This window comes from Bradyrhizobium forestalis, assembly GCF_002795245.1.
GTDB classification, from domain to species: domain Bacteria; phylum Pseudomonadota; class Alphaproteobacteria; order Rhizobiales; family Xanthobacteraceae; genus Bradyrhizobium; species Bradyrhizobium forestalis.
On sequence record NZ_PGVG01000070.1, the window covers coordinates 1 to 22,011 of the forward strand.

Genomic DNA, 22,011 nt, shown 5'->3' on the forward strand with positions numbered 1-22,011 from the left:
ACCCATTGGCCGATCAAGGTCGCGTGGTTGATTGGAACTCGCATCGCGGAAACCATCTTGGCCAGCGGTCCAACACGCCGCACCAACAGGCCGGACATATGGATGCAAGCGATCCGATCAAAACCTTAGCAAAGCTCTTGTGCCACGGAGGCCGTCCACATATGGGTCCCGGATCGGCGCGCGCTTAGGGCGCGCTTGTCCGGGACGACATCGAGTTTGTCGACGCCGCATCCTACCCAGCCCTCCGCTTTTCCAGCCCCCGTCCCGTCTCCAGCATCAGCCGCCGCAGCCAGATCGAGCCCGGGTCCATCTGCGCCCGGGTCGGATGGAACATGAACTGCTCGTCGATCCCTGGGTCGAGCGGCGGCGTCACCGTGACGAGCCCAAGCTGCGTCGACAGTGCGGCAATCAGCCGGCGCGGCACGAAGGCGACGAGATCGGTGCGGGCGGCGACGTGCAAGGCTTCGAGATAGCCCGCCACCACCAACGAGATATGTCGCTCGATGCCTTTGCTGCGCAGCCAGGTGTCGATCAAGTCCTCAGCGCTGCCGCGGATGATCACGCCGACATGGCGTGCGGCCAGGAACGCCTCGCGCCGTTTCAGCTTCGCTCCAACAGGATGGCCGCGCCGCACCGCCAGCGCGTCGCTGTCCGTGTAGAGCAGCTGGCGATGAAAGCCCTTGAAGGCATTGCCGATCGAGATCACGAGGTCGATGGTGCGGGCGAATTCGGCGTGGAAGATCGTAGATCCCCGCCACGGCACCACGTCGATGCGGACGTTGGGGGCGGCTCGCGTCACCTTCTCCATCAATGGCGGCATCAACAGCTCAACCGCGAGATCGGGCATCATCAGGCGGAACTGCCGCTCGCTGCGTGCGGCGTCGAAATCGTCAGGCACGAACAGCCCGCGCACCTGGTCGAGCGCCTGCGCCAGCGGCGCGCGCAGGGCCTGCGCCCGTGGCGTCAGCTCCATCCGTGCACCGGTCCGCACCAAGAGCGGATCGCCAAAGATGTCGCGCAGGCGCTGCAGCGCATGGCTCGCCGCCGGCTGCGACAGCCCGAGCCGCAGCGCGGCGCGGCTGACATTGGCCTCGCGCAGCAGCGCGTCGAGCGCGCTCAATAGATTGAGGTCAAGCGAATTCAAATTCATGAGGTGAATATATATCATATTTACTATCGATTTGAAGAATGCAGATCCGCCGGCGATGATCTTCGCGATGTCACACCACGGAGATGCCGCCATGAGCGCGACCGCCAACAAGAAACTGATGCAGGATATCTTTGCCGCCGCCGCCAATCCCGATCCGGCCGCGCGCGATCGCGCGCTGTTCAGCGCCAGTCTTGCCGAAGACGCCAAATGGGTCGTGACCGGGCAGTATTCCTGGTCCCGCACCTTCTCGGGCAAGGACGCGATCCTCAACGACCTGCACGGCTACGTGCGCACGCGCTTGCGCGACCGCACGCGAACAATCGCTCACCGCTTCATCGCCGACGGCGACATCGTCGTGGTGGAGGCCAAGGGCGACAACGTCACGCCCGATGGCGTGCGCTACGACAATGACTACTGCCTGGTGTTTCGCCTCGCCGACGGCAAGATCAAGGAGATCCGCGAGTACTGCGATTCCGTCCTGACCGAGAAGGCGCTCGGTCCTTTTCCGCAGGCGCCGGCGAGGGCTGCGGGCTGAGTGGATTGAGCTGCATCACGTCCACCGGCCGATCTCGTCCGTCAGGGCCGGTGATGATCGTGCGGGCCTGGCAGGCGTTGGTCGAGATCGTCCGTACCAGGCGCGAGCGGTCTCAGGCACGGTGTCAGCTCGCCGCCATGACCGAACGGGAGCTTCAGGACTGTGGGATGACCCGGGCGGAGATCGCGTACGAGCTGAAGAAGCCGGTCCGGCGGAAGTAGGGAGCGGGAGCAACTGCCGACAAAATCAGCAGGTTTTGTCGGCGTGCCACGGCTCTGCGCGAAAAATTGGAAGGTTCAATTAACGAGTGTCCTCCATTGTGTCGCGGTGCAGCGTGGGTCGCAGAGACGCGGCGTGCGGCTGCCGGAGTGGCCGTGACGATCGCCGGAGTTGTCCGGCCCCTCGAATTCACATGCATCTGGGTGGACAGTGGGAATGCCGAAATTTCGTTTGCGGATCAGGGGACGCCTGTACGCAGGCTTCATGGCCCTGGTCGCGGTCGGTCTCGTGATGGCAGTGGTTGCCGTCTGGAATTTGCGGGACGTGCAGGATCAGGTCGCAAGACAATCTGCCCTCTCGGACAGCACGGCGCGGGTGCTGGAAATATCAGCCCATCTGCAGGCGATCCAGCGCGCCAACCTGCGCTACGTCTACGACGCCAACGAGCCTGCGATGAAGGAGGCGCAAGAGCGGGAAACCGCGGCGACCGAGCTGCTGCGGGTCGGCGCGAAGGGGACGCTCTCCGAGGAGCGGCGAGCGCTCTACAACGGCCTGATCGACGACATCGCCAAGATGCGACGCCTGCGTGACAATCTCGGCGACGCCGCCAACGAGGCGAGAACGGGCAAGGCGACGCTGCTACCCAGCGGGGAGGAGCTGGCCGTCAAGATGGGCAAGCTGGTCGATGCAGCGCGGGCTGCCGTCGACGAAGACACCGCGGCCCTGGTCGCGGACCTCGAATCCAGAATCCTTCTTGTTCGGGTCGCAAACTGGCGTTTCCTGGCCGTACGTGACGTCCAGGGGCCCGCGAATTTCAGGGCGAGTGTGGACAGGGCAGCGCAACGGCTCGCAGCGATCGAAAAGAGCCCGCAGGCGGCGGAGTTGCGCACCACGCTCGCGCCGGTGAAGACCTCGCTCGGAATCTACAAATCGGCGTTCGAGACGACGTCCGCCGCGATGCTTCAGGCCGACGAGATCTACCATAAGAACCTCGCGCCCCTCATCGTCGACAGCATCGGCAAGCTCAAGGCCGCGGAAACGACCCTGAAGAAGGACTACCGGGACTCGCGCAACAATGCCGAAGCCGTGATCGCCGGAACGACGACCGTTCAGGAGATCGCCGGCGGCCTCGCCATTTTGTTCGGCGGCATCGTCGCCTTCCTGATCGCTCGCAGCATTGTCGGTCCCCTGACCTCGATGACGCACGCGATGGGGCGGCTTGCCGGCGGTAATCTCGAGGTCGAGATTCCCGGCAGCGGCAGGGCCGACGAGATCGGCGACATGGCCAAGGCGATCCAGGTGTTCAAGGACAACATGAGCGAGACCGAGCGCATGCGCGCCGAGCAGGCCGAGCTCGAGGCGCGGCAGGCCGAGAGTCGCAAGACAGACATGGTCAGGCTTGCCGACCAATTCGAGCAGGCGGTCGGTGAGATCGTCAACACGGTGTCGTCGGCGTCGAACGAGCTCGAAGCCTCCGCAGGCACTTTGACCACGACCGCCGCGCGGGCCCAGGACCTCTCGACGGAGGTCGCCAGCGCGTCGCAGGAGGCCTCGGCCAATGTTCAGGCGGTCGCCTCGGCGACCGAGGAGCTCTCCTCCTCGGTATCCGAGATTGCCCGCCAGGTGCAGGAATCCGCCCGCATCGCGGGCGAGGCCGTCGGTCAGGCGAGCAGGACCAACGAGCGCGTCGGCGCGCTCTCCAAGGCCGCCGCGCGGATCGGTGACGTGGTCGAGCTGATCAGCACCATCGCCGGCCAGACCAACCTGCTGGCGCTGAACGCCACCATCGAGGCGGCGCGCGCAGGCGAAGCCGGCCGCGGCTTTGCGGTGGTCGCTTCCGAGGTCAAGGCGCTCGCCGAGCAGACTGCGAGGGCCACCGGCGAGATCGCCCAGCAGGTCTCCAGCATCCAGGCCGCGACGGAGGAGTCGGTCGGCTCGATCCGGGAGATCAGCGGCACCATCGAGCGGCTGTCGGAGATCTCGTCGACGGTCGCCGCCGCCGTCGAGCAGCAGGGCGCGGCGACGCAGGAGATCTCCCGCAACGTCCAGCAGGCGGCCCAAGGCACGCAACTCGTGTCGTCCAACATCGGCGACGTGCAGCGCGGCGCCTCCGAGACCGGCTCGGCCTCCTCGCAGGTGCTGTCGGCGGCGCGCTCGCTCTCGGCCGACAGCAACCGGCTGAAGCTCGAGGTAACCAAGTTCCTGAACTCGGTCCACGCCGCCTAAGTCTCAAACGCAAAAGGCCACGCGCATGCGCGTGGCCTCGAACAGCGGCGCGCTCAGGCCACCTTGGTCGTCATGTGCTTGAACATGTTGCTGCGCGCTTCGTCGTCCATCTCGGCCTTGAAGGTGAACTTGTCCTTCAGGGCGATGGCGCGCGCCGCCGCCGGGCGCGCCGAGATCTCGTCGACGAGCCGCTTCACATTCGGGTATCGCGCAAAGGCGTCGTCGCCGAGCTTGAACGGCACCATCCGCGCCCAGCCCCACAACGCCATGTCGACGATCGAATAGCTGTCACCGACCATGTAGCGGCGGCCTTCGAGGTGACCGTCGAGAATCTTGTAGTGGCGATCGGTCTCGTACTGGTAGCGGTTATGGGCATAGTCGTGGCTCTGGTCCTTCGGCGCAAAATGCTTGAAGTGCACGGCCTGGCCCGAATAGGGCCCGACGCCGGTGGCGATGAACATCAGCCAGGACAGCATCTCGCCGCGCACGCCGGCGGCGGGCAGGAATTTGCCGGTCTTCTCGGCGAGATAGAGCAGGATGGCGTTGGAGTCGAACACGATGGCGCCGCCATCGTCGATCGCCGGCACCTTGCCGTTCGGATTGATCTTGAGGAACTCCGGCGTGAACTGCTCGCCCTTGCGGGTGTCGACCGCGACCGGCTCAAAGGGCAGGCCGGACTCTTCCAGATAAAGCGCGACCTTGGTCGGGTTCGGCGATCCGTTGAAATAGAATTTGAGCATCACACATCTCCCGGTGTCTGTTGCCGCGTGCGGACGCGGGCGTTGGGCAGGCCTTGTCTTGCCTGAACCCGTTGCGGGAGAGCAACCGGCGAGTTTGCCGGGCGGTGTCTGCGCGTGGCGCAGATCAGGTGGCGTAACAGAGGCCGATTGCCGCCGTAATGACCATGGCCGCGCCCACGGCCTCCAGCCGCAGTCCGAGCCGCGCGGCGAGGTGCATGTCGGAGGCGCGCGCCGCGCGCTCCGATCCGCGCGCGTAGCCGTGAACGATGACGTCGTGGTTGAAATTGTCGTGCGCCTCGTTGCTGCTGGCGAGCCCGACGCAGATCACCAGCACGCCGAACAGCGCCAGGCCGAAAAATCCCAGCAGCGCGATCAGGAACATCGGAAACATGCCGACCAGGAAGATCGGCAGCAGCGGCACCAGCAGCAATGTCTCGGACTGTCGTCGCATGGCGAGGCAACCGGTCAGACGGGCTGATCGGTCGAATCTAATCCTGACGGTGGCGGCTTTCAATCACCACTGCTGTCATTCCGGGGCGCGCCTCTTGGCGCGAGCCCGGAATCCATTGGGCCGCATGTGCTGTGGTTGGATGGATTCCGGGTTCTCGCTTCGCGAGCCCCGGAATGACGATCGAGAGGGGGACCTACTCCGACGCCATGCCGGCGCGGATCTCGGCACGCAGCTCGTCGATCAGCTTGAGACCCTTCTTGGTCTCGACGTGCCAGAAGGTCCAGCCGTTGCAGGCCTGCGCGCCTTGCGCCACCGCGCCGATGCGGTGGATCGAGCCGACCTTGTCGCCGAGCATGATGGCGCCGTCGGCACGCACCAGCGCGCCGAGCTTCTTCTTGGCGTCGAACAGTTTCGTGCCGGGCATGATCATGCCGCGCTCGATCAGCTCGGAGAATGCGACGCGCGGGGCTTCGCGTGCGGTCATGAACGGAGCGAGGCTCTCGTCCGGCAGCGGCTCGACCGCCGCGATGCGCGCTGCGGCCGCCTTGGCATAGGTCTTGTCGCGCTCGAAGCCGATATAGGACCGGCCGAGACGCTTGGCTACCGCGCCGGTGGTGCCGGTGCCGTTGAAGGGGTCGATCACGAGGTCGCCGGGTTTTGATGACGACAGCAGCACGCGTGCGAGCAGGCCTTCCGGCTTCTGCGTCGGATGCACTTTCTTGCCGTCGGCGCCCTTGAGGCGCTCCTCGCCGGTGCAGAGCGGGATCAGCCAGTCGGACCGCGCCTGCACGTCCTCGTTGGCGGCCTTCAGCGCCTCGTAGTTGAACGTGTAGCCCCTGGCCTTCTCGTCACGCGCGGCCCAGATCATGGTCTCGTGCGCGTTGGTGAAGCGGCGGCCGCGGAAATTCGGCATCGGGTTGGTCTTGCGCCAGACGATGTCGTTCAGGAGCCAGAAGCCGAGGTCCTGCATGATCGCGCCGACGCGGAAAATGTTGTGATAGGAGCCGATCACCCAGATCGTCGCCGACGGCTTCATCGCACGGCGGGCGGCGAGCAGCCAGGCGCGGGTGAAATCGTCATAGGCCGAGAATGAATCGAACTTGTCCCAGGCGTCGTTGACGGCGTCGACATGGGATTCGTCGGGGCGCTTGAGATCGCCCTTGAGCTGGAGATTGTAGGGCGGGTCGGCGAACACGAGATCGACCGAACCTGCCTGAAGCTTCGACATCTCGGCGACGCAATCGCCGAGAATGATGCGATGCGACGGAGACTCGAAGTTTGTGCGGGGCGCCCTTGCAGACGCCCCGCGACGCGACTCTACCATGACTCAAGAACTCTGACTCAGGCGACGCTGTCGGCGACGCGGGACCAAACAACCGACTGGCCGTTACATTGAAGGGGCAAAGTAAAAATCGACTTAACCCGCTGCTTTTGTGAGCAGGTCGTGCATCGCCGTTTGTGCGCGCGTTGTCGTGTGCATTCGCCGCGTTTTACAGTGTATTTCGCGTTTGCTGCGGCTCGCGGCAGCAATCATGGCTGGAAAAGGGCCGCAAATTTCTCTCGGAAAAAATTGCTCGGCCCTCGGAAAAAATTGCTGGCATCGACATGCTGTCGCACTAGGCAATTTTTGCCGGCCACGATATTGATAAACGCAACGGATATTTTACGTGTGTGGCGCGTTGAGCTTTCGCACTATCGTGCGCCGTCGAAACTGAATCAGGGACCCCCAAGGGAAGGCCGCCATGCGTTACGATGACTTCCGCCGCAGCGACGACATCGAGGATCGTCGCGATGAAGGTGGTGGCTTTGGCGGCGGCGGAGGCGGCGGGTTCGGCCTGCCGATGGGCGGCGGCGGGCTCGGCATCGGCACCATCATCGTGCTCGGCCTGATCGGCTATGCCTTCGGCATCGACCCGCGCATCCTGATCGGCGGCGCCGAGATCCTCACCGGAGGCGGTCATGCACCGACCTACCAGACCGATCGTCAGGCGTCCTCGGGCAAGCGCGGCGCGCCGACCGACGAGATGGGCAGCATGATCTCCGGCGTCCTCGGCGAGATCGACGATCGCTGGAGCGAGATCTTCCAGGCCAATGGCCAGACCTATACCGGCCCGAAGATCGTGCTGTTCCGCAACGCCACCAATGGCGGCCGTTGCGGCATGGCGCAGTCGGCGATGGGGCCGTTCTACTGTCCGCCGGATCGCACCATCTTCCTCGACACGTCGTTCTTCCGCGAGGTCGAGACGCGCTTTCGCGGCTGCTCCGGCAAGTCGGCGTGCAATTTCACCACCGCCTACATCATTGCCCATGAGGCCGGCCACCACATCCAGAACCTGCTCGGCATCATTCCGCGCGTGACGCGGCTGCAGCAACAGGTCGGCTCCAAGGCCGAGGCGAACGCGCTTCAGGTCAAGGTCGAGTTGCAGGCCGACTGCCTGTCCGGCGTCTGGGTCAATCGCGAGGCGAAGAAGCGTCCGAATTTCCTCGAGCCCGGCGACATCGACGCCGCGCTGACCACGGCCAGCGCCATCGGCGACGACACGCTGCAGCGCCAGGCCACGGGGCGCGTCGTGCCTGACTCCTTCACCCACGGCTCGGCGGCGCAGCGCAAGCAATGGTTCATGACCGGCTACCAGCAGGGCACGGTCCAGGCCTGCAACACGTTCGGCGCGGGAGCGTTGTAATTACGAGTTCGTGCCCCGGACGCAGCGCAGCGCTTCTTCAGCGGTGCGCTGCAGAGCCGGGGCCCACAACGCCGGTCCCGATGTTTCTCCGAACTGGGTCCCGGCTCTGCGACGCATCGCTTCGCGCTGCATCGCGTCCGGGACACGAGAGGAAAGAGCAATGGCCTCCATCGACGAAACCAAACAGTTCATCCCGCTCAACATCGCGGTGCTCACCGTGTCCGACACGCGCGCGCTTGCGGATGACAAGTCCGGCCAGACCCTCGCCGATCGTCTCACCGCGGCGGGCCATCATCTGGCCGCGCGCGAGATCGTCACCGACGACGTCGAGGCGATCCGCGCCGTCATCCGCCGCTGGATTGCCGATAGCGGCATCGACGTCGTCATCACCACCGGCGGCACCGGTTTTACGGGACGCGACGTCACGCCGGAGGCGATCGAGCCGTTGTTCGAGAAGCGCATGGACGGCTTCTCGATCGCATTCCACATGCTGAGCCATGCCAAGATCGGGACGTCGACGATCCAGAGCCGCGCCACCGCGGGCGTCGCGGGCGCGACCTACATCTTCTGCCTGCCGGGTTCGCCCGGCGCCTGCCGCGACGGCTGGGACGGCATCCTCGCACCCCAGCTCGACTACCGCACGCGGCCCTGCAATTTCGTCGAGATCATGCCGCGGCTGGACGAGCATTTGCGCCGGCCGAAAGCGCAAGGCGCGACGGTGTAGTCGCGCGATGGTGCGGACGACGTCTTGCTGATCGAGGCACGGACTTCTTCCTTCTCCCCTTGTGGGAGAAGGTGGCATAGGCGGCCTTCGGCCGCCGTTCTTAAGAACGCCGATGCTCTGCATCGGCTACGGCGCCGGATGAGGGTATCTGTCGGCACGGCAAGCGTGGAGAGATACCCCTCACCCAAACGAGCCCGTGTCTGACAGTTGACATGCCCTCTCCCACAAGGGGCGAGGGCGCAGCAATGCACATCTCGCCCGCTGCGAGATAGCTACAGATCGCGCTCCCACGTCTCTCCGACCAGGTCGGCGCCGAAGCTGTGGTGCTTGTCTTCCTTCACCAGCTTGAAGCCGGCACTTTGATAGATCCCGCGCGCGGCGAGCAGGATGCTCTGCGTCCACAGCGTCATCTTGCTGTAGCCCCGCTCGCGGGCGCCCTGGATGCATTGCTCGACCAGTGCGCGGCCGACGCCTAGGCCCCGTGCTTTCTTCTCTACCTGCAACAGGCGGAGCTTGGCGATTTCGTCCGTGGCCTTGACCAGAAACACCGAGCCGACCGGCTCGCCACCGACCTCCGCGATCCAGCAGTGCTCGCGCGCGGCATCGTAGTTCCTGATGAACTGCGCGCAGATCTCGGCGACCAGCGCCTCGTAGCTGATGTCCCAGTTGTAGTCCGCGGCGTAGGCGGCAGCCTGCCGGGAGATGATCCAGCCCATGTCGCCGACGCGATGGCTGCGCAGCATGAAAGCCGCAGGCTGGCTTCGGCGTTGCTCCAGCACGGCCTCGATGATCGCCATGGCCTGCGTGAGCCGCGTCGCATCGCCGGACGAGAGCTGAGCCAGCATCGCGGCGACCTCGTTTTGCGAGCTCAGGTTCAGCTTGGCGAAAGCTTGGCGGCCCTTGGCGGTGAGGCTGAGCTGGTATTGCCTGCGATCCGCGGGCAGGGGCTTTCGCGTGATCAGCCCCTTTTCGTCGAAGCTCTGGACGATGCGGCTGAGATAGCCGGGGTCGAGACCAAGCTCGTTTCCGATCTCTTTTGCCGCAAGGTCGTCGCGATGCGCGAGTTCATAGAGCACGCGCGCCTCGCTGAGCGAAAACGGGCTCTTGCCAAGATGCTGGTCGAGCACGCCGAGCTTGCGAGTATAGAAGCGGTTGAAGGCGCGGACCGCTGCGATTTGGTCGCTGGCGACCTGTTCGGCCGCCGGGCTTGATGGCGAAGATTGGGATGGCATGGGGATCACCTCGATACTTGCCATTGTCAATTAATTATTTGACTTTGGCAAGTATCTCGGCGCTTCAGCCGACCATGACGATCCGGCTGCGCAGCATGGTCCGGGACGACCGGCCGAGCCGCCGGAGCAGCCGCGCCTCGGAATGGCGGGCGTGAGGCGGGTAGCCGCCGATTCGGTCGTAATGATCACGGGCGATCAACAGCCCCTGATCGCCGAGCGGACCGACGAGCTTGCGCGCCACGGCCCAGAGGACGTCGCGCAATGCGGTATTTGCGTAAGGCGAGCGCGCATAGCGGAACACCGCCGCACGATCCCTCCCGCTGGTGGCGACGGCCTGGATGAACTGGGTGGTTTCCTCGATCCAGCCGGTTTCCAGCACGGCGCCCGCAGGCAGGAACATCAGCCACGGCGATCGGGCCTGGAGCGCGCCGGCGGCGAGCGCAGCGCCTTGCGAAGATCCCTCGAACCCGATGAAACGGCAGCCTGCGACGTCGGCAACGCGCTCGATGACGCCGTTGCGAGTGCCGTCGACCAGCAGGACCTCCCGGATCACGCCGGCGGCGGCGCCGGGGACCAGCGCGGCCAGGGTTGCGACCGCCGTCTGCTCGACACCTTCGGTCGGAATGATGACGCTCAGCATGATTGAGGCTTCAGTGTCGGCACTTCGGGAGAAGCGTAGTGTTCAATGATGTTGTCATAAACCCGTAGCATTGCCGAGTGCAACTTTCCGGCGGCGCTTCGGCATGCGATGGTAAACCGCAGCCAGTCATCGCAGCCAAATGTGTCATGCGCGGGCTGGAAATATTGCCGAATGTTTCGGCACAAGCTCATCCCGGCGGTATTAACCCGAAGCTTCTTGGACATTTCGCCACGCGCGGGCAGTCGATCCCTCTCAGACGAGGATGCAGCTTGCAAGAAAGGTCGAACGAAAATGTGTGATCTTGGTCCCCGGAGAGGCCTCACATGACCGCCGATCAACTCGCCGTTGGCGTGGCGCCAACGCCGCTGAAGCAGGGCACTGCGCCGACCTTGCGGATCCGGGCGCTGATGCTGGGCGACCGCATCAATGCTTCCAGCCTGGAGATCGGCACGCTTGTCTCCTCGACGCCGGCCGCCTTCCGCGTCCATGCCGGCCTTGCCGTGATCTTTCGCTACGGCGTCGTCGTGCTGATCGGGCTGCTTCCGTCCGAGGAGAAGGTCCTCATCGACAACCTGAAGTCGCGTGTGACCGGAGAGCTCAGCCCGTACGAGGAGGAGATCGCGCAGGCGCAGCTCTGCAACGAAGAAGCCGCCGAGACGATCCAGCCGGGCGGGCCGATCTGCCTCGCCAAATTCTCCGACGACCGGCTGCTGCTGGTTGCGGATGCGCTCGCCAAGAGCACGTCGCTGGCGCGCGACGAGCGCCGCGTCGCCGCGGTCTTCGATGTGATCGAGCCGTTTGCACGGGAGCTCGCCGAAAACGGCCGCACGCCGCGCCGGCGCAAGGGCATTCTGCAATTGATCGGCAATGCACTGCTGGTGCAGCAGCGCGTCGCTGGCCGTGTCGCGGTCGCCGAGAAGCCCGACGTGCTCTGGGAGAAGCCCGAGCTCGATCGGCTCTATTCCCGTCTCGAGGACGAGTACGAGTTGAAGGAGCGCCTCGACACGCTCGAGCGCAAGCTCACCGCGGTATCGGAGACCGCGAACGCACTGACCGACATCATCGACACCCAGCGCTCGCTCCGCCTGGAGATTGCGGTCGTGGTGCTGATCGTGATCGAGGTCGCGATCGGGTGTTTCCAGATCCTGACCGGCATTCACTGAGGCGCGGCAGCGTGCCTGCCATGTTGGCCGGATTGCGCCTGCCATGCCGCAATCTCGGCAAGCTCGGCTTCGGGCCGTGTCCGGATCGTCTCGCAGCGTCCAAGATAGAGCTCTCCGGCGTCGCCCTCGATCGTGATCCACTCGCCTTCGGCAAGTGCGAGATTGCCGAGCTGAGCTCGCTTTGCGGCAGGATCGATCTTCAACTCACGGCAGTCGACCACGCAGGGCTTGCCCATCTGCCGCGCCACCAGGGCCGCATGCGAGGTGCGCGCGCCGACCGACGTGACGATGCCAGCAGCAAGCGCGAAGCCTGCGACGTCGGCGGTGCTGGTATCGGGCCGCAGCAGGATGACCGGCTCGCCCGCCGCCGAGAGGCGCTGGGCGCCTTCGGACGAGAACGCCGACCGTCCGATCGCGATGCCGCCGGAAGCCCCGATGCCGGTTGCTGCGGGCCTGCCCGGAGCAACCAATCTGGTTTCGGTGAGCGAGGCGAGGTCGATCTCCGCAATCCGTCCCAATGCCTCGTCTTTCGAGATCAGGCCTTCATGCACGAGGTCGATCGCGATCCTGGCGGCGGCTCGCGGCGTGCGCTTGGCCGCCCGGGTCTGGAGGATCCAGAGCCTGCCGTTCTCGACCGTGAACTCGACGTCCTGGACATCGGCGAACGCGTGCTCGAGTCGTCTCAGGACATCGCCCAGCTCCGATTCGAGTTTCGGCAGCTCGCGGGCGATCGCCTCGGCCGTATCAGGCGCGCGTCGTCCGGAAACGACGTCTTCGCCCTGCGCATCGAGCACGAGGTCGATCATCGGGCGCGGCGCGCCCGTCGACGGATCGCGCGAGAAGGCCACGCCCGCGCCGGAGGCAAGACCGCCATTGCCGAAGACCATCGCCTGCACGGTCACGGCGGTGCCCTCGAGCGCTTCGAGGTGCTGGAGGTTTCGATAAGTCATTGCACGCTCGCTCATCCAGGAGCGATAGACCGCTTGGGCCGCCGCCTCCAACTGCGCGAAGGCGTCCTCCAGCAAGCCATCGGCGCGATCCTCGATCAGCGCCTGCTCGCGGCTGGTGAGCCGCTCGAGCGCTTCGCTGTCGAGTTCGCGGTCGCTGCCGGCGTCTTCGGTTGCGACGAGCTCCGAGATGCACGCGGCAAAGGCGGCCTGGTCGAACTCGAGCACGGTCTCGCCAAAGCTCTCCAGGAAACGGCGCCGGCAATCCCAGGCGAGCCGCGGCCGGCCGGTCGCACGGACCAGACCGTGGACGGCATCGGGCGTGCAGCCGACATTGAGAACGGTGTCGAGCATGCCCGGCATCGATCGCGCCGCACCCGAGCGCACCGAGACCAGCAGCGGCTGCCGGCGGTCCCCGAAGCGCTTTCCGGTGACGCTTTCCAGGAACGAGATCCCCTCCTTCAAGCCGTCGCGCAGGTGCCGCGTTGCGTGCGCATGGCCGGCGATGATCTCGGCGCAGAGCTTGACCGGGAGCACGAAGGCAGGCGGCACCGGCAGGCCAAGCGCCGCGATGCGGGCGAGATTGGCGGCCTTGGCACCGATCTCCTCGGCGGGCCGCAATTCGGCGGCGTCAGCGTCGATACGCACGATATGCATGGCGGTCCCCTCAAGCTGCGAGATCGATCATGATGTGACGGCGGAGCAGATGGCCGAACGCCGCAAAGCGGTCGGTGGCGCGCTCGACGGCGCGGGCGAGCTCGATCACCGACAGCGAAGTCGCGACGTCGAAGCCGCCGCCGAAGACCAGTGCGGTCGTCGCGCGTTCGCGGCTGTCGGCGGCGTGTTCGGCGTCGATCAGGCGGGTCACGGCGGAGAGCGCGTCCTCGGAATCGACGCGTCGGCCTTCCGGTACGTCGATCGCTGCGGCGACGCCGCTCGCGGCCACTTCGGTCGCGGTCTCGGCCACTGCGCAAAGCTCGGTCAGCGATGCCAGCAAGGACGGATCGGTCCTTTCCGGCATCAGCGATGCTATGAATGCGGCCTGCTCCAGCTCGTCGACCGCTTCCTCGGCGCGATCGATCAATTGGCCGATCAGCGGGCGGGCATTGAGGCGGTCGACCTCGTTGCGGCTCTCGAGCGCTATTCTGTCGGCCTTCTGCTCGATCACGCCGCAGCGTTGCGTCAGTAGCTTGCTGTCGGCGGGCTGGCCCGCCTGCAACGCCGCGATATGGCGCGAGATGGCCGCGACGAGATCGTGGGCGAGGCCGATCTGACGCAGCACGGCTGCCAGCAGAGCCCCGTCGACGCGGTCCAGGTGCCGCATCAGATCGGCTTCGATCTGGTCGCGCACCGTCCTGACCGAGCGGCCCGCAAGCAGTGCCTCGGTGGAAGCGCGCAGAGATGCCTTCAGAAAATCGATTGCGGCGTTGCGGCCGAGCGCCGGGTCGAGCCGCTCGCCGAAACCGATCCGGGTGGGGGCGGCGTTCCGGACGGCCGAGCCCAGCAGATCGTTGCCGCCGAGCTCGAGGAAGCCGCGATGGCCGATCCGTTGCCGCGCCGCCCATTCCAGGATGCGTGCAGCGTCCTCCTTGGCAACCCAGCTCCTGAGCAACTTGCGCGCCTTGTTCCAGTCGATCAGAAAAACCAGTGCCGCCCCGAGCGCCGCGAGGAACTCGTTGCGATCGGCGGCGTGGTCAACCTGATACTGCCCGGTGACGAGATAGAAGGAATTGTCCTCGCCGAGGCCGGCTGCGGTGTGACGATCAAGCCCGCTCCAGGTCGCCTCGAACCCGTCGAATAGCGAGATGAAGAACTTCGCCCGGGCCAGATGCACATCGGTGTAGGTGACGGTGACCGCGTTCTTCTTCACCGCGATCACCACGACATGGGCGTCCGTGGTGCCGATATCGTTCTGGATCAGCAGCCGGCCGCCGGCCCGTGTGGCCATGGTGTCGAGGCCTGGATGATTGAACTTGAGACCCCGCGTCGCGTTCAGGCCCTTCATGAAGGCAGCGACGGCCGGCCGGTCCTCGCCGTGCAGACCGAAGATATGGGCGCCGTCGAGCGCTTCTTCCGAGCAGCTCGCCGCAAGCCTGTTGAGCTGCTTGTGCAGATCCATGACGAGGCGATGCAGGCTGTCGCCGCCTGCGTCGGCGACGCCGGTCAGGCGCGCGATGCGGGAGAGCTCGATCTCGCCGGTGGCATCGAGCAGGCCGGCCGCGCGGATCGCGTCGAGCCGCGCCTGCGCCCTCTCGCCGTCGCTCACCGCGCCGGCGCCGACGGCGCGGACCATGGTCGCTGCATCGTCCGCAATCTCCTCAATCAGCTTCGCAAGATCGGGGGCCGCGAGCCGGCCCTGTCCGATCAGATGCGCGCCGCCGATCAGCACTGCGATCCCGGCGGGGGCGATGCCTGCAGTCTGGCTTTCGACGCCAAGGTCATTCGCAGGCCGGCTGGGCTCCTGCGCATGTTGGGCCGCCGCCTGCAATGCGCTCATCCGCACCTTGATGCGGTCGTTGGCGGCGAGCCCTTCCGCCACCAGCGCGGGCAACAGGATGCTGCCTTGTCCGAGCTCTTCGATGATCTGGGTTTTCATGATCTGTCTGCAACCGGGATTGATGCCGCCTCTATGCCGCGAAGACGCGGCGGCGGCATTGCGGCAGATCATTCATAAAAATGTCACGAGAGGCGGCGTCCGCGGATCAGAGCAGCGCAATGGCGCGCGATCATCATCTCTTCGTTGGTGGGAATGACGACGACGTCGACGGTGCTGTCGCTGCCGTTGATGCGCTCGCGCGCGGCGTCGTTGCTGGCGGCATCGATGCGCACGCCCATCCAGCCAAGACGCTCGCCGATCGCGCCGCGGATTTCCTTGGCATGCTCGCCGATGCCGCCGGTGAAGACCAGACAATCCAGGCCACCGAGCGTGGTCGCCATCATCGCGACCTGTTGCGCCGCACGGAAGGTGAAGAGATCGACCGCCTCTCGCGCCGCAGCCTCGCCGCTCGCCAGCAGCGTGCGCATGTCCGCGGAGGTGCCGGAGACGCCAAGCAGGCCTGACTCGTGATAGAGCAGGTGCTGGACCTCCTCGACCGACATGTTCTCGTGTCGTTGCAGATAGAGCAGCACGCCGGGATCGATCGTGCCGCAGCGTGTGCCCATCACGAGGCCGTCGAGCGGCGTCAGCCCCATCGTGGTGTCGATGCTGCGGCCATCGCGCAGCGCGCAGAGGCTGGCGCCGTTGCCGAGATGCGCGATGATGGTGCGCCGGGCCGCGAGCTCCGGCGCGATCTCGGCCAGGCGTCCCGCGACATATTCGAAAGAGAGGCCGTGAAAGCCGTAGCGCCGGACACCGCGCGCCTCGAAGCACCTGGGAATGGCGAAGCGGCTCGCCGGCGGCGCGAGGCCGTGGTGGAAGGCGGTGTCGAAACACGCGATCTGCGTCAGCTCGGGCCGGATCGCCGCGAGCGAGCGGACCGGCGCAAGGCAGCGCGGCTGGTGCAGCGGCGCCAGCGGCGTCAATGCCTCCAGCTTCGCGGTGATGTCGCCCGTCAGGACGACCGGGCCCGAATAATCCGACCCGCCGTGAACGATGCGGTGACCGACGGCACGCAGGCTGCGTTCGCCGAACCGGTCCTCGATGAAGGCGAGCACGTCGGCGAACAGATGGCCGCCCTCGGCATCCACTGCTTCTCTTTGTGTCTCGAACAGGTCTTCGCCGGCCGGGTCCTTCACCACGAGCCGGGGTCTTGCCTCGTGCTCGTCGAGCAGGCCCTTGCAGAGCAGGGCGGGCTCGGCCGCCGAGACATCGAACAGGCCGAACTTGATGCTCGACGATCCCGAGTTGAGGACGAGGACTGTATCCGACATAGCTAGCCGCCGGCTTCGGCCGGCGTGTTGCCGCCGGCACTGTTCGGCCAGACCCAGTCGCGGACCTCAGGCATGTCCTCACCGTGCTCGCGGACATAGCGGGAGTGCTCGATCAGCTTGTCGCGGAATTGCTGCTTCACCTGCGCGGCCCTGGTCGCAAGCCCAGGCACGCGCTCGATTGCCTCGATGGCGAGGTGGTAGCGGTCGAGCTCGTTGAGCACGACCATGTCGAAGGGCGTCGTCGTGGTGCCTTCCTCGGCAAAGCCCCGCACATGCATGCCGGCATGGTTGGTACGGTTATAGGTCAGCCGGTGGATCAGATAGGGATAGCCGTGATAGGCGAAGATCACGGGCTTGTCCGATGTGAACAGGCCGTCGAAGTCGCGATTGGAGAGGCCGTGCGGATGCTGCTCCCTCGGCTGCAGCGTCATGAGGTCGACGACGTTGACGACGCGGATCTTCAAGTCCGGCAGCGCCTTGCGCAAGAGGTCGACGGCGGCGAGCGTCTCCAATGTCGGCACGTCGCCGGCGCAGGCCATGACCACGTCGGGCTCGCCCTTTCCATCCTCCGTTCCGGCCCAGGTCCAGATGCCGATGCCGGCATCGCAATGCGTCGCCGCCTCCCGCATCGACAGCCATTGCGGCGCCGGCTGCTTGCCGGCGACGATCACGTTGATGCGGTTGTAGGTGCGCAGGCAATGATCGGCGATCCACAGCAGCGTGTTGGCGTCCGGCGGGAAATAGATACGGACGATGTCGGCCTTCTTGTTGGCGACAAGGTCGACGAAACCGGGGTCCTGATGGCTGAAGCCGTTATGGTCCTGGCGCCAGACATGGGATGTCAGCAGGTAATTGAGCGAGGCGATCGGGCGTCGCCACGGCAGGGCGCGCGTGACCTTCAGCCATTTGGCATGCTGGTTGAACATGGAATCCACGATGTGGATGAAGGCTTCGTAGCAGGAAAAGAAGCCGTGTCGTCCCGTGAGCAGATAGCCCTCGAGCCAGCCCTGGCAGAGATGCTCGCTCAAGACTTCCATCACGCGGCCATCCTGCGCGAGATGCACGTCGTAAGGCTCGATCGGCTCCATCCAGACGCGTTCGGTGGCGTCGAACACCGCATCTAACCGGTTCGACGCGGTCTCGTCCGGGCCCATGATGCGGAAATTGCGCTGTTGCGCATTGAGGCGAATGACATCGCGCAGGAATTTGCCGAGCTCGCGCGTCGCCTCCGCCATGACGGCGCCGGGCTGCGGCACCTCGATTGCGAAGCTGCGATAGTCGGGCAGCTTCAGCTCTTTCTTCAGGAGGCCGCCATTGGCATGTGGATTGGCGCCCATGCGCCTGACACCTTCGGGCGCGAGCGCCTGAAGCTCGGGAATGAGCGCGCCGTTCGCGTCGAACAGTTCTTCGGGCTGGTAGCCGCGCATCCAGTCTTCGAGCACCTTGAGGTGCGCCGGGTTCTCGCGGCAGCTCGCAACGGGCACTTGATGCGCGCGCCAAAAACCCTCGACCTTCTTGCCGTCGACTTCCTTCGGGCCTGTCCAGCCCTTCGGGCTGCGCAGCACGATCATCGGCCAGCGCGGCCGCTCCACGCTCTTGCCTCCGTCGCGGGCATGCTGCTGGATCGATCGGATGCTGGCGAACGCGACGTCGAGCGCATCGGCCATGGCCCGGTGCATCAATTTTGGGTCGTCTCCGGCGACGAACAGCGGCTCGTGGCCGAGCCCGCGGAAGAGATCGCGGATCTCCTCGTCCCGCATCCGCCCGAGCACGGTGGGATTGGCGATCTTGTAGCCGTTGAGATGCAGGATCGGCAGCACCGCGCCGTCATGGGCCGGGTTCAGGAACTTGTTGGAATGCCAGGAAGCCGCGAGCGGGCCGGTCTCGGCCTCACCGTCGCCGACGACACAGGCGACGATCAGGTCGGGATTGTCGAATGCCGCGCCATAGGCGTGCACCAGCGCGTAACCGAGCTCACCGCCTTCGTGGATCGAGCCCGGCGTTTCCGGCGCCGCATGGCTCGGGATGCCGCCGGGGAAGGAGAACTGCCTGAACAGCTTGCGCAATCCGTCCGTATCGCGCGCGATGTCGGGATAGATCTCGCTGTAGCTGCCTTCGAGATAGGTGTTGGCGACCATGCCCGGTCCGCCATGGCCGGGACCGCAGATATAGATGACGTTGAGGTCCAGCGCGCGGATGACACGGTTGAGATGGGCGTAGATGAAGTTCAGGCCCGGCGTCGTGCCCCAATGGCCGAGCAAACGCGGCTTGATGTGCTCGGGCCGCAACGGCTCGCGCAGCAGCGGATTATCGAGCAGGTAGATTTGCCCGACGGAGAGGTAGTTGGCGGCGCGCCAATAGCGATCGAGCAGATCGAGGTCGCCGGTCGCGGCGGCCGTTTTTTGTTGAATTGTCATGTTCCTGTCGGCTTTCACCCAGCGATCGTCACCAACTTTGTTCCGGCACGATCGATCCCTGTGCGGGATCAAACGAAATCGTCGTGACGGGCGTGTTGCGTGAGGTCAAAGGCGCGCGCCCGAAAATTTGAGCGGCTACTTTGCATGGGGTTGTTTTCACGTTTTTCGTTTGCGTTCTTGATTTGTTCCGTTTGCGTGCTATCTTGGTTGCATGAGTCCAGCATCCTCTCATGCTCTCAAGCACCCGCCGGTCACGGCGCCCTCCGAGCCGGCGGGTGCGGACTCTGATTTTCCCGAACTGGCGGTCGCGGTCGGCCGCCCGCGCAGGCGAGGGCGGGGGGCGCAGTCCAATGCCCGCGGCCGCTATGAGGCCGAGGCGCGCGTCGCCTTCGACGACGGCTGGCAGAGCCTTGAGGATTTGCCGCCGTTCAAGACGTCGGTGGCGGTCGACACCTCGCGCAAGGTGATCACCCGCAACGACTCCCCCGATATCGGTTTCGATCGCTCGATCAATCCGTATCGCGGCTGCGAGCATGGCTGTGTCTATTGCTTCGCGCGGCCGACCCACGCCTATCTCGGCCTGTCGCCGGGGCTCGACTTCGAGTCAAAACTGTTCGTCAAGCCCGAGGCGCCTTCTCTGCTGGAGAGGGAGCTCGCCGCACCCGGCTACGAGCCGCGCATGATCGCGATCGGCACCAACACCGACCCCTATCAGCCGATCGAGCGCGAGCGCAAAATCATGCGCGGCATTTTGGAGGTGCTGGAGCGAGCTAGCCATCCCGTCGGCATCGTCACCAAATCGGCGCTGGTCGTGCGCGACATCGACATTCTCCAGCGCATGGCCAAGCGCAACCTCGCCAAAGTCGCGATCTCCGTGACCTCGCTCGATCCGAAGCTGGCACGCACCATGGAGCCGCGCGCCTCGACGCCGCCGAAGCGGCTTGAGGCGCTGAAGCAGCTCTCGGAGGCCGGCATTCCCACCACCGTGATGGTCGCGCCCGTGATCCCCGCGCTGAACGATTCCGAGATCGAGCGCATCCTCGATGCCGCCGCCCATGCCGGCGTCAAGGAAGCCTCCTATGTCCTGCTGCGGCTGCCGCTGGAGGTGCGCGATCTCTTCCGCGAATGGCTGATGGCGAACTATCCGGACCGCTACCGCCACGTGTTCACGCTGATTCGCGACATGCGCGGCGGGCGCGACTACGATGCGAAATGGGGCGAGCGGATGAAGGGCACCGGTCCGATGGCCTGGACCATCGGCCGCCGCTTCGAGATCGCCTGCGACAGGCTCGGCCTCAACAAGCGGCGCTCCAAGCTGACGACGGACCACTTTGCGCGGCCGAAGCGGAACGGCGATCAGCTCAGCCTGTTCTGATCGGGGAAGTGGAAGAGGCGTAGCATGAGTCAGGACGTTCCAGCTCCAATCCCACGGCTCACCGTTATCACGCTGGGAGTCAGCGACATCCGAGCCAGCATCGCCTTTTACGACGCGCTCGGCTTCTCGCGCCGGCTGAAGGCGACCGGCGAGGCGGTCGCCTTCTACGACACCGGCGGTCCGGTGCTCGCGCTGTATCACTGGGATCGGCTCGCGGCCGACGCATCCTTGCAGGACCAGCCGAGGCCCACGACCTTTCGTGGCACGACGCTCGCCTGGAATTGCGCGACGCGCGGGGAGGTCGATCAGGTGCTGGCCTTCGCCATCGGGAAGGGGGCCACCTTGCTGAAGGCGGCGCACGAGACCGATTACGGCGGCTATTGCGGCTATTTTGCCGATCCGGACCGACATGTCTGGGAGGTCGTGGTCGCGCCCGGCATCGAGGTGGGCGAGGACCGGCGGGTGCATCTGGCGGACTAGGTCGGCCGGCCTGAATACCGGGAATTATCCTGGGTTCCCGGTTGCGCTGGCGAAGTCCCTTGCGCACGATCCCGGCCATGATTCGGGACAAGTCCGCCAAGAACCCAGCCAAGGACGCGCCAAAAAAGAAGGCTGCGAAGAAAGCCGTGCCTGCCGAAGCGGCCCAAACGGCTGCGGCTGAGGCTCCGAAGGTTGCTGCCGGCAAGAAAGGTATCATTGCCATTGCGCCCCCCAGCTTCCGCCGCGAGCGCGCGCTGATCAAGCGCGGCATCTGGCCGGTCGCCGGTTGCGACGAGGCCGGCCGCGGCCCGCTGGCAGGTCCTGTGGTTGCGGCCGCGGTGATTCTCGATCCCGACCGCATTCCGCGCGGCATCGATGATTCCAAGCGCCTGACCGCCGAGGAGCGCGAAAAACTGTTCGACAAGATCTGCGCCACCGCGCAGGTGTCGGTCGTCGTCGCCTCGCGCGCCCGGATCGACCGCGACAACATCCTGCGCGCCTCGCTGTGGGCGCTGAAGCGCGCCGTGGTGGCGCTGCCCGAGGCGCCCAGGCACGTCTTCGTCGACGGCCGCGACCGGCTCGACACCGAATGCGATTGCGAGGCCGTGATCGGCGGCGACGGCATCGTGCTGTCGATCGCCGCGGCGTCCATCGTCGCCAAGGTCACCCGCGACCGGCTGATGTGCGCACTGGCGCAGGACTGCCCCGGCTACGGCTTCGAGCAGCACAAGGGCTATGCCGTCCCCGAACATCTCGAGGCGCTCGACCGCCTCGGCCCGTCCATCCACCACCGCAGCTTCTTCGCCCCCGTCGCCGCCGCCCGCGCCAAGCACATGCCCTGGACCGTCGAGCCCGCGCAGGACTTGTTCTCAGTCACCGAGATCGAGGCGCAGGTGGAAGCGCAAATCGAGATCGACGGGCCGGCAACTCTCTAGGATGTCGGCCCCGCCGCATCCTCATCCGCCATGGCCGGGCTTGACCCGGCCATCCACGTTTTACCCGTGGCACCAAGAACGTGGATGCCCAGGACAAGCCCACGGCTGTCCGGTTCATTGGAAGTATAGTCCAAGGTTCAACTGATTTTGGTTGATTGGGACGGATTGCCGTAGTTCGAGCAAGTTGTTGATCGGCCGTCTGTGCATGAGATTTGTGCGGACG

General features: G+C 65.5%; 19 protein-coding genes. 9 read left to right on the top strand and 10 right to left on the bottom strand.

Features of this window, described 5'->3' with window-relative positions; genetic code table 11:
* Positions 1-232: 232 nt before the first annotated feature.
* Positions 233-1,150, bottom strand: a complete 918-nt coding sequence (locus tag CVM73_RS37295) for a LysR family transcriptional regulator (protein ID WP_100236711.1) — start codon at positions 1,148-1,150, stop codon at positions 233-235.
* Positions 1,151-1,241: 91 nt separating this feature from the next.
* Here CVM73_RS37295 and CVM73_RS37300 point away from each other — a divergent pair, with 91 nt between their 5' ends.
* The 3 genes from CVM73_RS37300 (at position 1,242) to CVM73_RS37310 (ending at position 4,130) form a co-directional block, all read left to right on the top strand.
* On the top strand, positions 1,242-1,685 hold the full coding sequence (locus CVM73_RS37300; protein WP_100236726.1) for a nuclear transport factor 2 family protein: 444 nt from the start codon (positions 1,242-1,244) through the stop codon (positions 1,683-1,685).
* A gap of 53 nt (positions 1,686-1,738) precedes the next feature.
* Positions 1,739-1,906 carry a DUF1127 domain-containing protein gene (locus tag CVM73_RS37305; RefSeq protein ID WP_100236712.1) on the top strand — a complete coding sequence of 56 codons (168 nt, stop codon included), beginning with the start codon at positions 1,739-1,741 and terminating at the stop codon, positions 1,904-1,906.
* A gap of 214 nt (positions 1,907-2,120) precedes the next feature.
* Positions 2,121-4,130: a HAMP domain-containing methyl-accepting chemotaxis protein gene (locus CVM73_RS37310; protein WP_167407281.1), complete on the top strand. Its 2,010-nt coding sequence runs from the start codon at positions 2,121-2,123 to the stop codon at positions 4,128-4,130.
* 53 nt (positions 4,131-4,183) lie between these two features.
* On the opposite strand, the gene CVM73_RS37315 is transcribed toward CVM73_RS37310, so the two are convergent.
* From CVM73_RS37315 to CVM73_RS37330, 3 genes are all read right to left on the bottom strand, one after another.
* Positions 4,184-4,870, bottom strand: a complete 687-nt coding sequence (locus tag CVM73_RS37315; protein WP_167407282.1) for a glutathione S-transferase family protein — start codon at positions 4,868-4,870, stop codon at positions 4,184-4,186.
* Between the two features lie 124 nt (positions 4,871-4,994).
* A complete protein-coding gene (locus CVM73_RS37320) occupies positions 4,995-5,321 on the bottom strand; it encodes a hypothetical protein (protein WP_100236715.1) in 327 nt (108 codons plus the stop codon).
* Between the two features lie 193 nt (positions 5,322-5,514).
* Positions 5,515-6,645 carry a site-specific DNA-methyltransferase gene (locus tag CVM73_RS37330; protein WP_100236716.1) on the bottom strand — a complete coding sequence of 377 codons (1,131 nt, stop codon included), beginning with the start codon at positions 6,643-6,645 and terminating at the stop codon, positions 5,515-5,517.
* 418 nt (positions 6,646-7,063) lie between these two features.
* Between CVM73_RS37330 and ypfJ the strand changes: the two genes are divergently transcribed.
* Together ypfJ and moaB are read left to right on the top strand one after the other, a co-directional pair.
* Complete coding sequence (gene ypfJ, locus CVM73_RS37335) at positions 7,064-8,005, top strand: KPN_02809 family neutral zinc metallopeptidase (protein WP_100236717.1); 942 nt, start codon at positions 7,064-7,066, stop codon at positions 8,003-8,005.
* A gap of 160 nt (positions 8,006-8,165) precedes the next feature.
* Positions 8,166-8,729: a molybdenum cofactor biosynthesis protein B gene (gene moaB, locus CVM73_RS37340; protein ID WP_100236718.1), complete on the top strand. Its 564-nt coding sequence runs from the start codon at positions 8,166-8,168 to the stop codon at positions 8,727-8,729.
* A gap of 272 nt (positions 8,730-9,001) precedes the next feature.
* Here the strand turns inward: moaB and CVM73_RS37345 are convergent, their stop codons facing one another.
* Positions 9,002-9,961, bottom strand: coding sequence for a bifunctional helix-turn-helix transcriptional regulator/GNAT family N-acetyltransferase (locus CVM73_RS37345; protein ID WP_100236727.1), 960 nt, complete (start codon positions 9,959-9,961; stop codon positions 9,002-9,004).
* A 64-nt stretch (positions 9,962-10,025) separates the two neighbouring features.
* A complete protein-coding gene (locus CVM73_RS37350; RefSeq protein WP_100236719.1) occupies positions 10,026-10,601 on the bottom strand; it encodes a glycosyltransferase family protein in 576 nt (191 codons plus the stop codon).
* Positions 10,602-10,924: 323 nt separating this feature from the next.
* On the opposite strand from CVM73_RS37350, the gene CVM73_RS37355 reads away from it, so the two are divergent.
* Positions 10,925-11,764: an RMD1 family protein gene (locus tag CVM73_RS37355; RefSeq protein ID WP_100236720.1), complete on the top strand. Its 840-nt coding sequence runs from the start codon at positions 10,925-10,927 to the stop codon at positions 11,762-11,764.
* Here the strand turns inward: CVM73_RS37355 and CVM73_RS37360 are convergent.
* The 4 genes from CVM73_RS37360 to CVM73_RS37375 all read right to left on the bottom strand — a co-directional run bounded on the left by CVM73_RS37360 (position 11,758) and on the right by CVM73_RS37375 (position 18,998).
* Entirely contained in the window at positions 11,758-13,368 is a 1,611-nt protein-coding gene (locus CVM73_RS37360; RefSeq protein ID WP_100236721.1) for a PEP/pyruvate-binding domain-containing protein, read from the bottom strand. The two genes, CVM73_RS37355 and CVM73_RS37360, sit on opposite strands and share 7 nt — an antisense overlap.
* 10 nt (positions 13,369-13,378) lie before the next feature.
* A complete protein-coding gene (locus CVM73_RS37365; protein ID WP_100236728.1) occupies positions 13,379-15,307 on the bottom strand; it encodes a hypothetical protein in 1,929 nt (642 codons plus the stop codon).
* A gap of 83 nt (positions 15,308-15,390) precedes the next feature.
* Complete coding sequence (locus CVM73_RS37370) at positions 15,391-16,581, bottom strand: acetate/propionate family kinase (RefSeq protein WP_100236722.1); 1,191 nt, start codon at positions 16,579-16,581, stop codon at positions 15,391-15,393.
* Between the two features lie 2 nt (positions 16,582-16,583).
* Positions 16,584-18,998: a phosphoketolase family protein gene (locus CVM73_RS37375; protein ID WP_167407283.1), complete on the bottom strand. Its 2,415-nt coding sequence runs from the start codon at positions 18,996-18,998 to the stop codon at positions 16,584-16,586.
* 211 nt (positions 18,999-19,209) lie between these two features.
* On the opposite strand from CVM73_RS37375, the gene CVM73_RS37380 reads away from it, so the two are divergent.
* The 3 genes from CVM73_RS37380 to rnhB all read left to right on the top strand — a co-directional run bounded on the left by CVM73_RS37380 (position 19,210) and on the right by rnhB (position 21,788).
* Positions 19,210-20,373 carry a PA0069 family radical SAM protein gene (locus CVM73_RS37380; RefSeq protein ID WP_100236724.1) on the top strand — a complete coding sequence of 388 codons (1,164 nt, stop codon included), beginning with the start codon at positions 19,210-19,212 and terminating at the stop codon, positions 20,371-20,373.
* A gap of 24 nt (positions 20,374-20,397) precedes the next feature.
* Positions 20,398-20,853 carry a VOC family protein gene (locus tag CVM73_RS37385; RefSeq protein ID WP_100236725.1) on the top strand — a complete coding sequence of 152 codons (456 nt, stop codon included), beginning with the start codon at positions 20,398-20,400 and terminating at the stop codon, positions 20,851-20,853.
* Positions 20,854-20,930: 77 nt separating this feature from the next.
* Positions 20,931-21,788 (top strand): ribonuclease HII, encoded by an 858-nt coding sequence (gene rnhB / locus CVM73_RS37390; protein ID WP_100236729.1) that lies wholly within the window; start codon positions 20,931-20,933, stop codon positions 21,786-21,788.
* Positions 21,789-22,011 lie beyond the last annotated feature (223 nt).

Excerpts from the sequence above, each read along its gene's own strand:
- CVM73_RS37295 (WP_100236711.1), bottom strand. The coding sequence starts at position 1,150 with ATGAATTTGAATTCGCTTGACCTCAATCTATTGAGCGCGCTCGACGCG.
- CVM73_RS37300 (WP_100236726.1), top strand. The coding sequence starts at position 1,242 with ATGAGCGCGACCGCCAACAAGAAACTGATGCAGGATATCTTTGCCGCC.
- CVM73_RS37305 (WP_100236712.1), top strand. The coding sequence starts at position 1,739 with ATGATCGTGCGGGCCTGGCAGGCGTTGGTCGAGATCGTCCGTACCAGG.
- CVM73_RS37310 (WP_167407281.1), top strand. The coding sequence starts at position 2,121 with ATGCCGAAATTTCGTTTGCGGATCAGGGGACGCCTGTACGCAGGCTTC.
- CVM73_RS37315 (WP_167407282.1), bottom strand. The coding sequence starts at position 4,870 with ATGCTCAAATTCTATTTCAACGGATCGCCGAACCCGACCAAGGTCGCG.
- CVM73_RS37320 (WP_100236715.1), bottom strand. The coding sequence starts at position 5,321 with ATGCGACGACAGTCCGAGACATTGCTGCTGGTGCCGCTGCTGCCGATC.
- CVM73_RS37330 (WP_100236716.1), bottom strand. The coding sequence starts at position 6,645 with ATGGTAGAGTCGCGTCGCGGGGCGTCTGCAAGGGCGCCCCGCACAAAC.
- ypfJ (WP_100236717.1), top strand. The coding sequence starts at position 7,064 with ATGCGTTACGATGACTTCCGCCGCAGCGACGACATCGAGGATCGTCGC.
- moaB (WP_100236718.1), top strand. The coding sequence starts at position 8,166 with ATGGCCTCCATCGACGAAACCAAACAGTTCATCCCGCTCAACATCGCG.
- CVM73_RS37345 (WP_100236727.1), bottom strand. The coding sequence starts at position 9,961 with ATGCCATCCCAATCTTCGCCATCAAGCCCGGCGGCCGAACAGGTCGCC.
- CVM73_RS37350 (WP_100236719.1), bottom strand. The coding sequence starts at position 10,601 with ATGCTGAGCGTCATCATTCCGACCGAAGGTGTCGAGCAGACGGCGGTC.
- CVM73_RS37355 (WP_100236720.1), top strand. The coding sequence starts at position 10,925 with ATGACCGCCGATCAACTCGCCGTTGGCGTGGCGCCAACGCCGCTGAAG.
- CVM73_RS37360 (WP_100236721.1), bottom strand. The coding sequence starts at position 13,368 with ATGCATATCGTGCGTATCGACGCTGACGCCGCCGAATTGCGGCCCGCC.
- CVM73_RS37365 (WP_100236728.1), bottom strand. The coding sequence starts at position 15,307 with ATGAAAACCCAGATCATCGAAGAGCTCGGACAAGGCAGCATCCTGTTG.
- CVM73_RS37370 (WP_100236722.1), bottom strand. The coding sequence starts at position 16,581 with ATGTCGGATACAGTCCTCGTCCTCAACTCGGGATCGTCGAGCATCAAG.
- CVM73_RS37375 (WP_167407283.1), bottom strand. The coding sequence starts at position 18,998 with ATGACAATTCAACAAAAAACGGCCGCCGCGACCGGCGACCTCGATCTG.
- CVM73_RS37380 (WP_100236724.1), top strand. The coding sequence starts at position 19,210 with ATGAGTCCAGCATCCTCTCATGCTCTCAAGCACCCGCCGGTCACGGCG.
- CVM73_RS37385 (WP_100236725.1), top strand. The coding sequence starts at position 20,398 with ATGAGTCAGGACGTTCCAGCTCCAATCCCACGGCTCACCGTTATCACG.
- rnhB (WP_100236729.1), top strand. The coding sequence starts at position 20,931 with ATGATTCGGGACAAGTCCGCCAAGAACCCAGCCAAGGACGCGCCAAAA.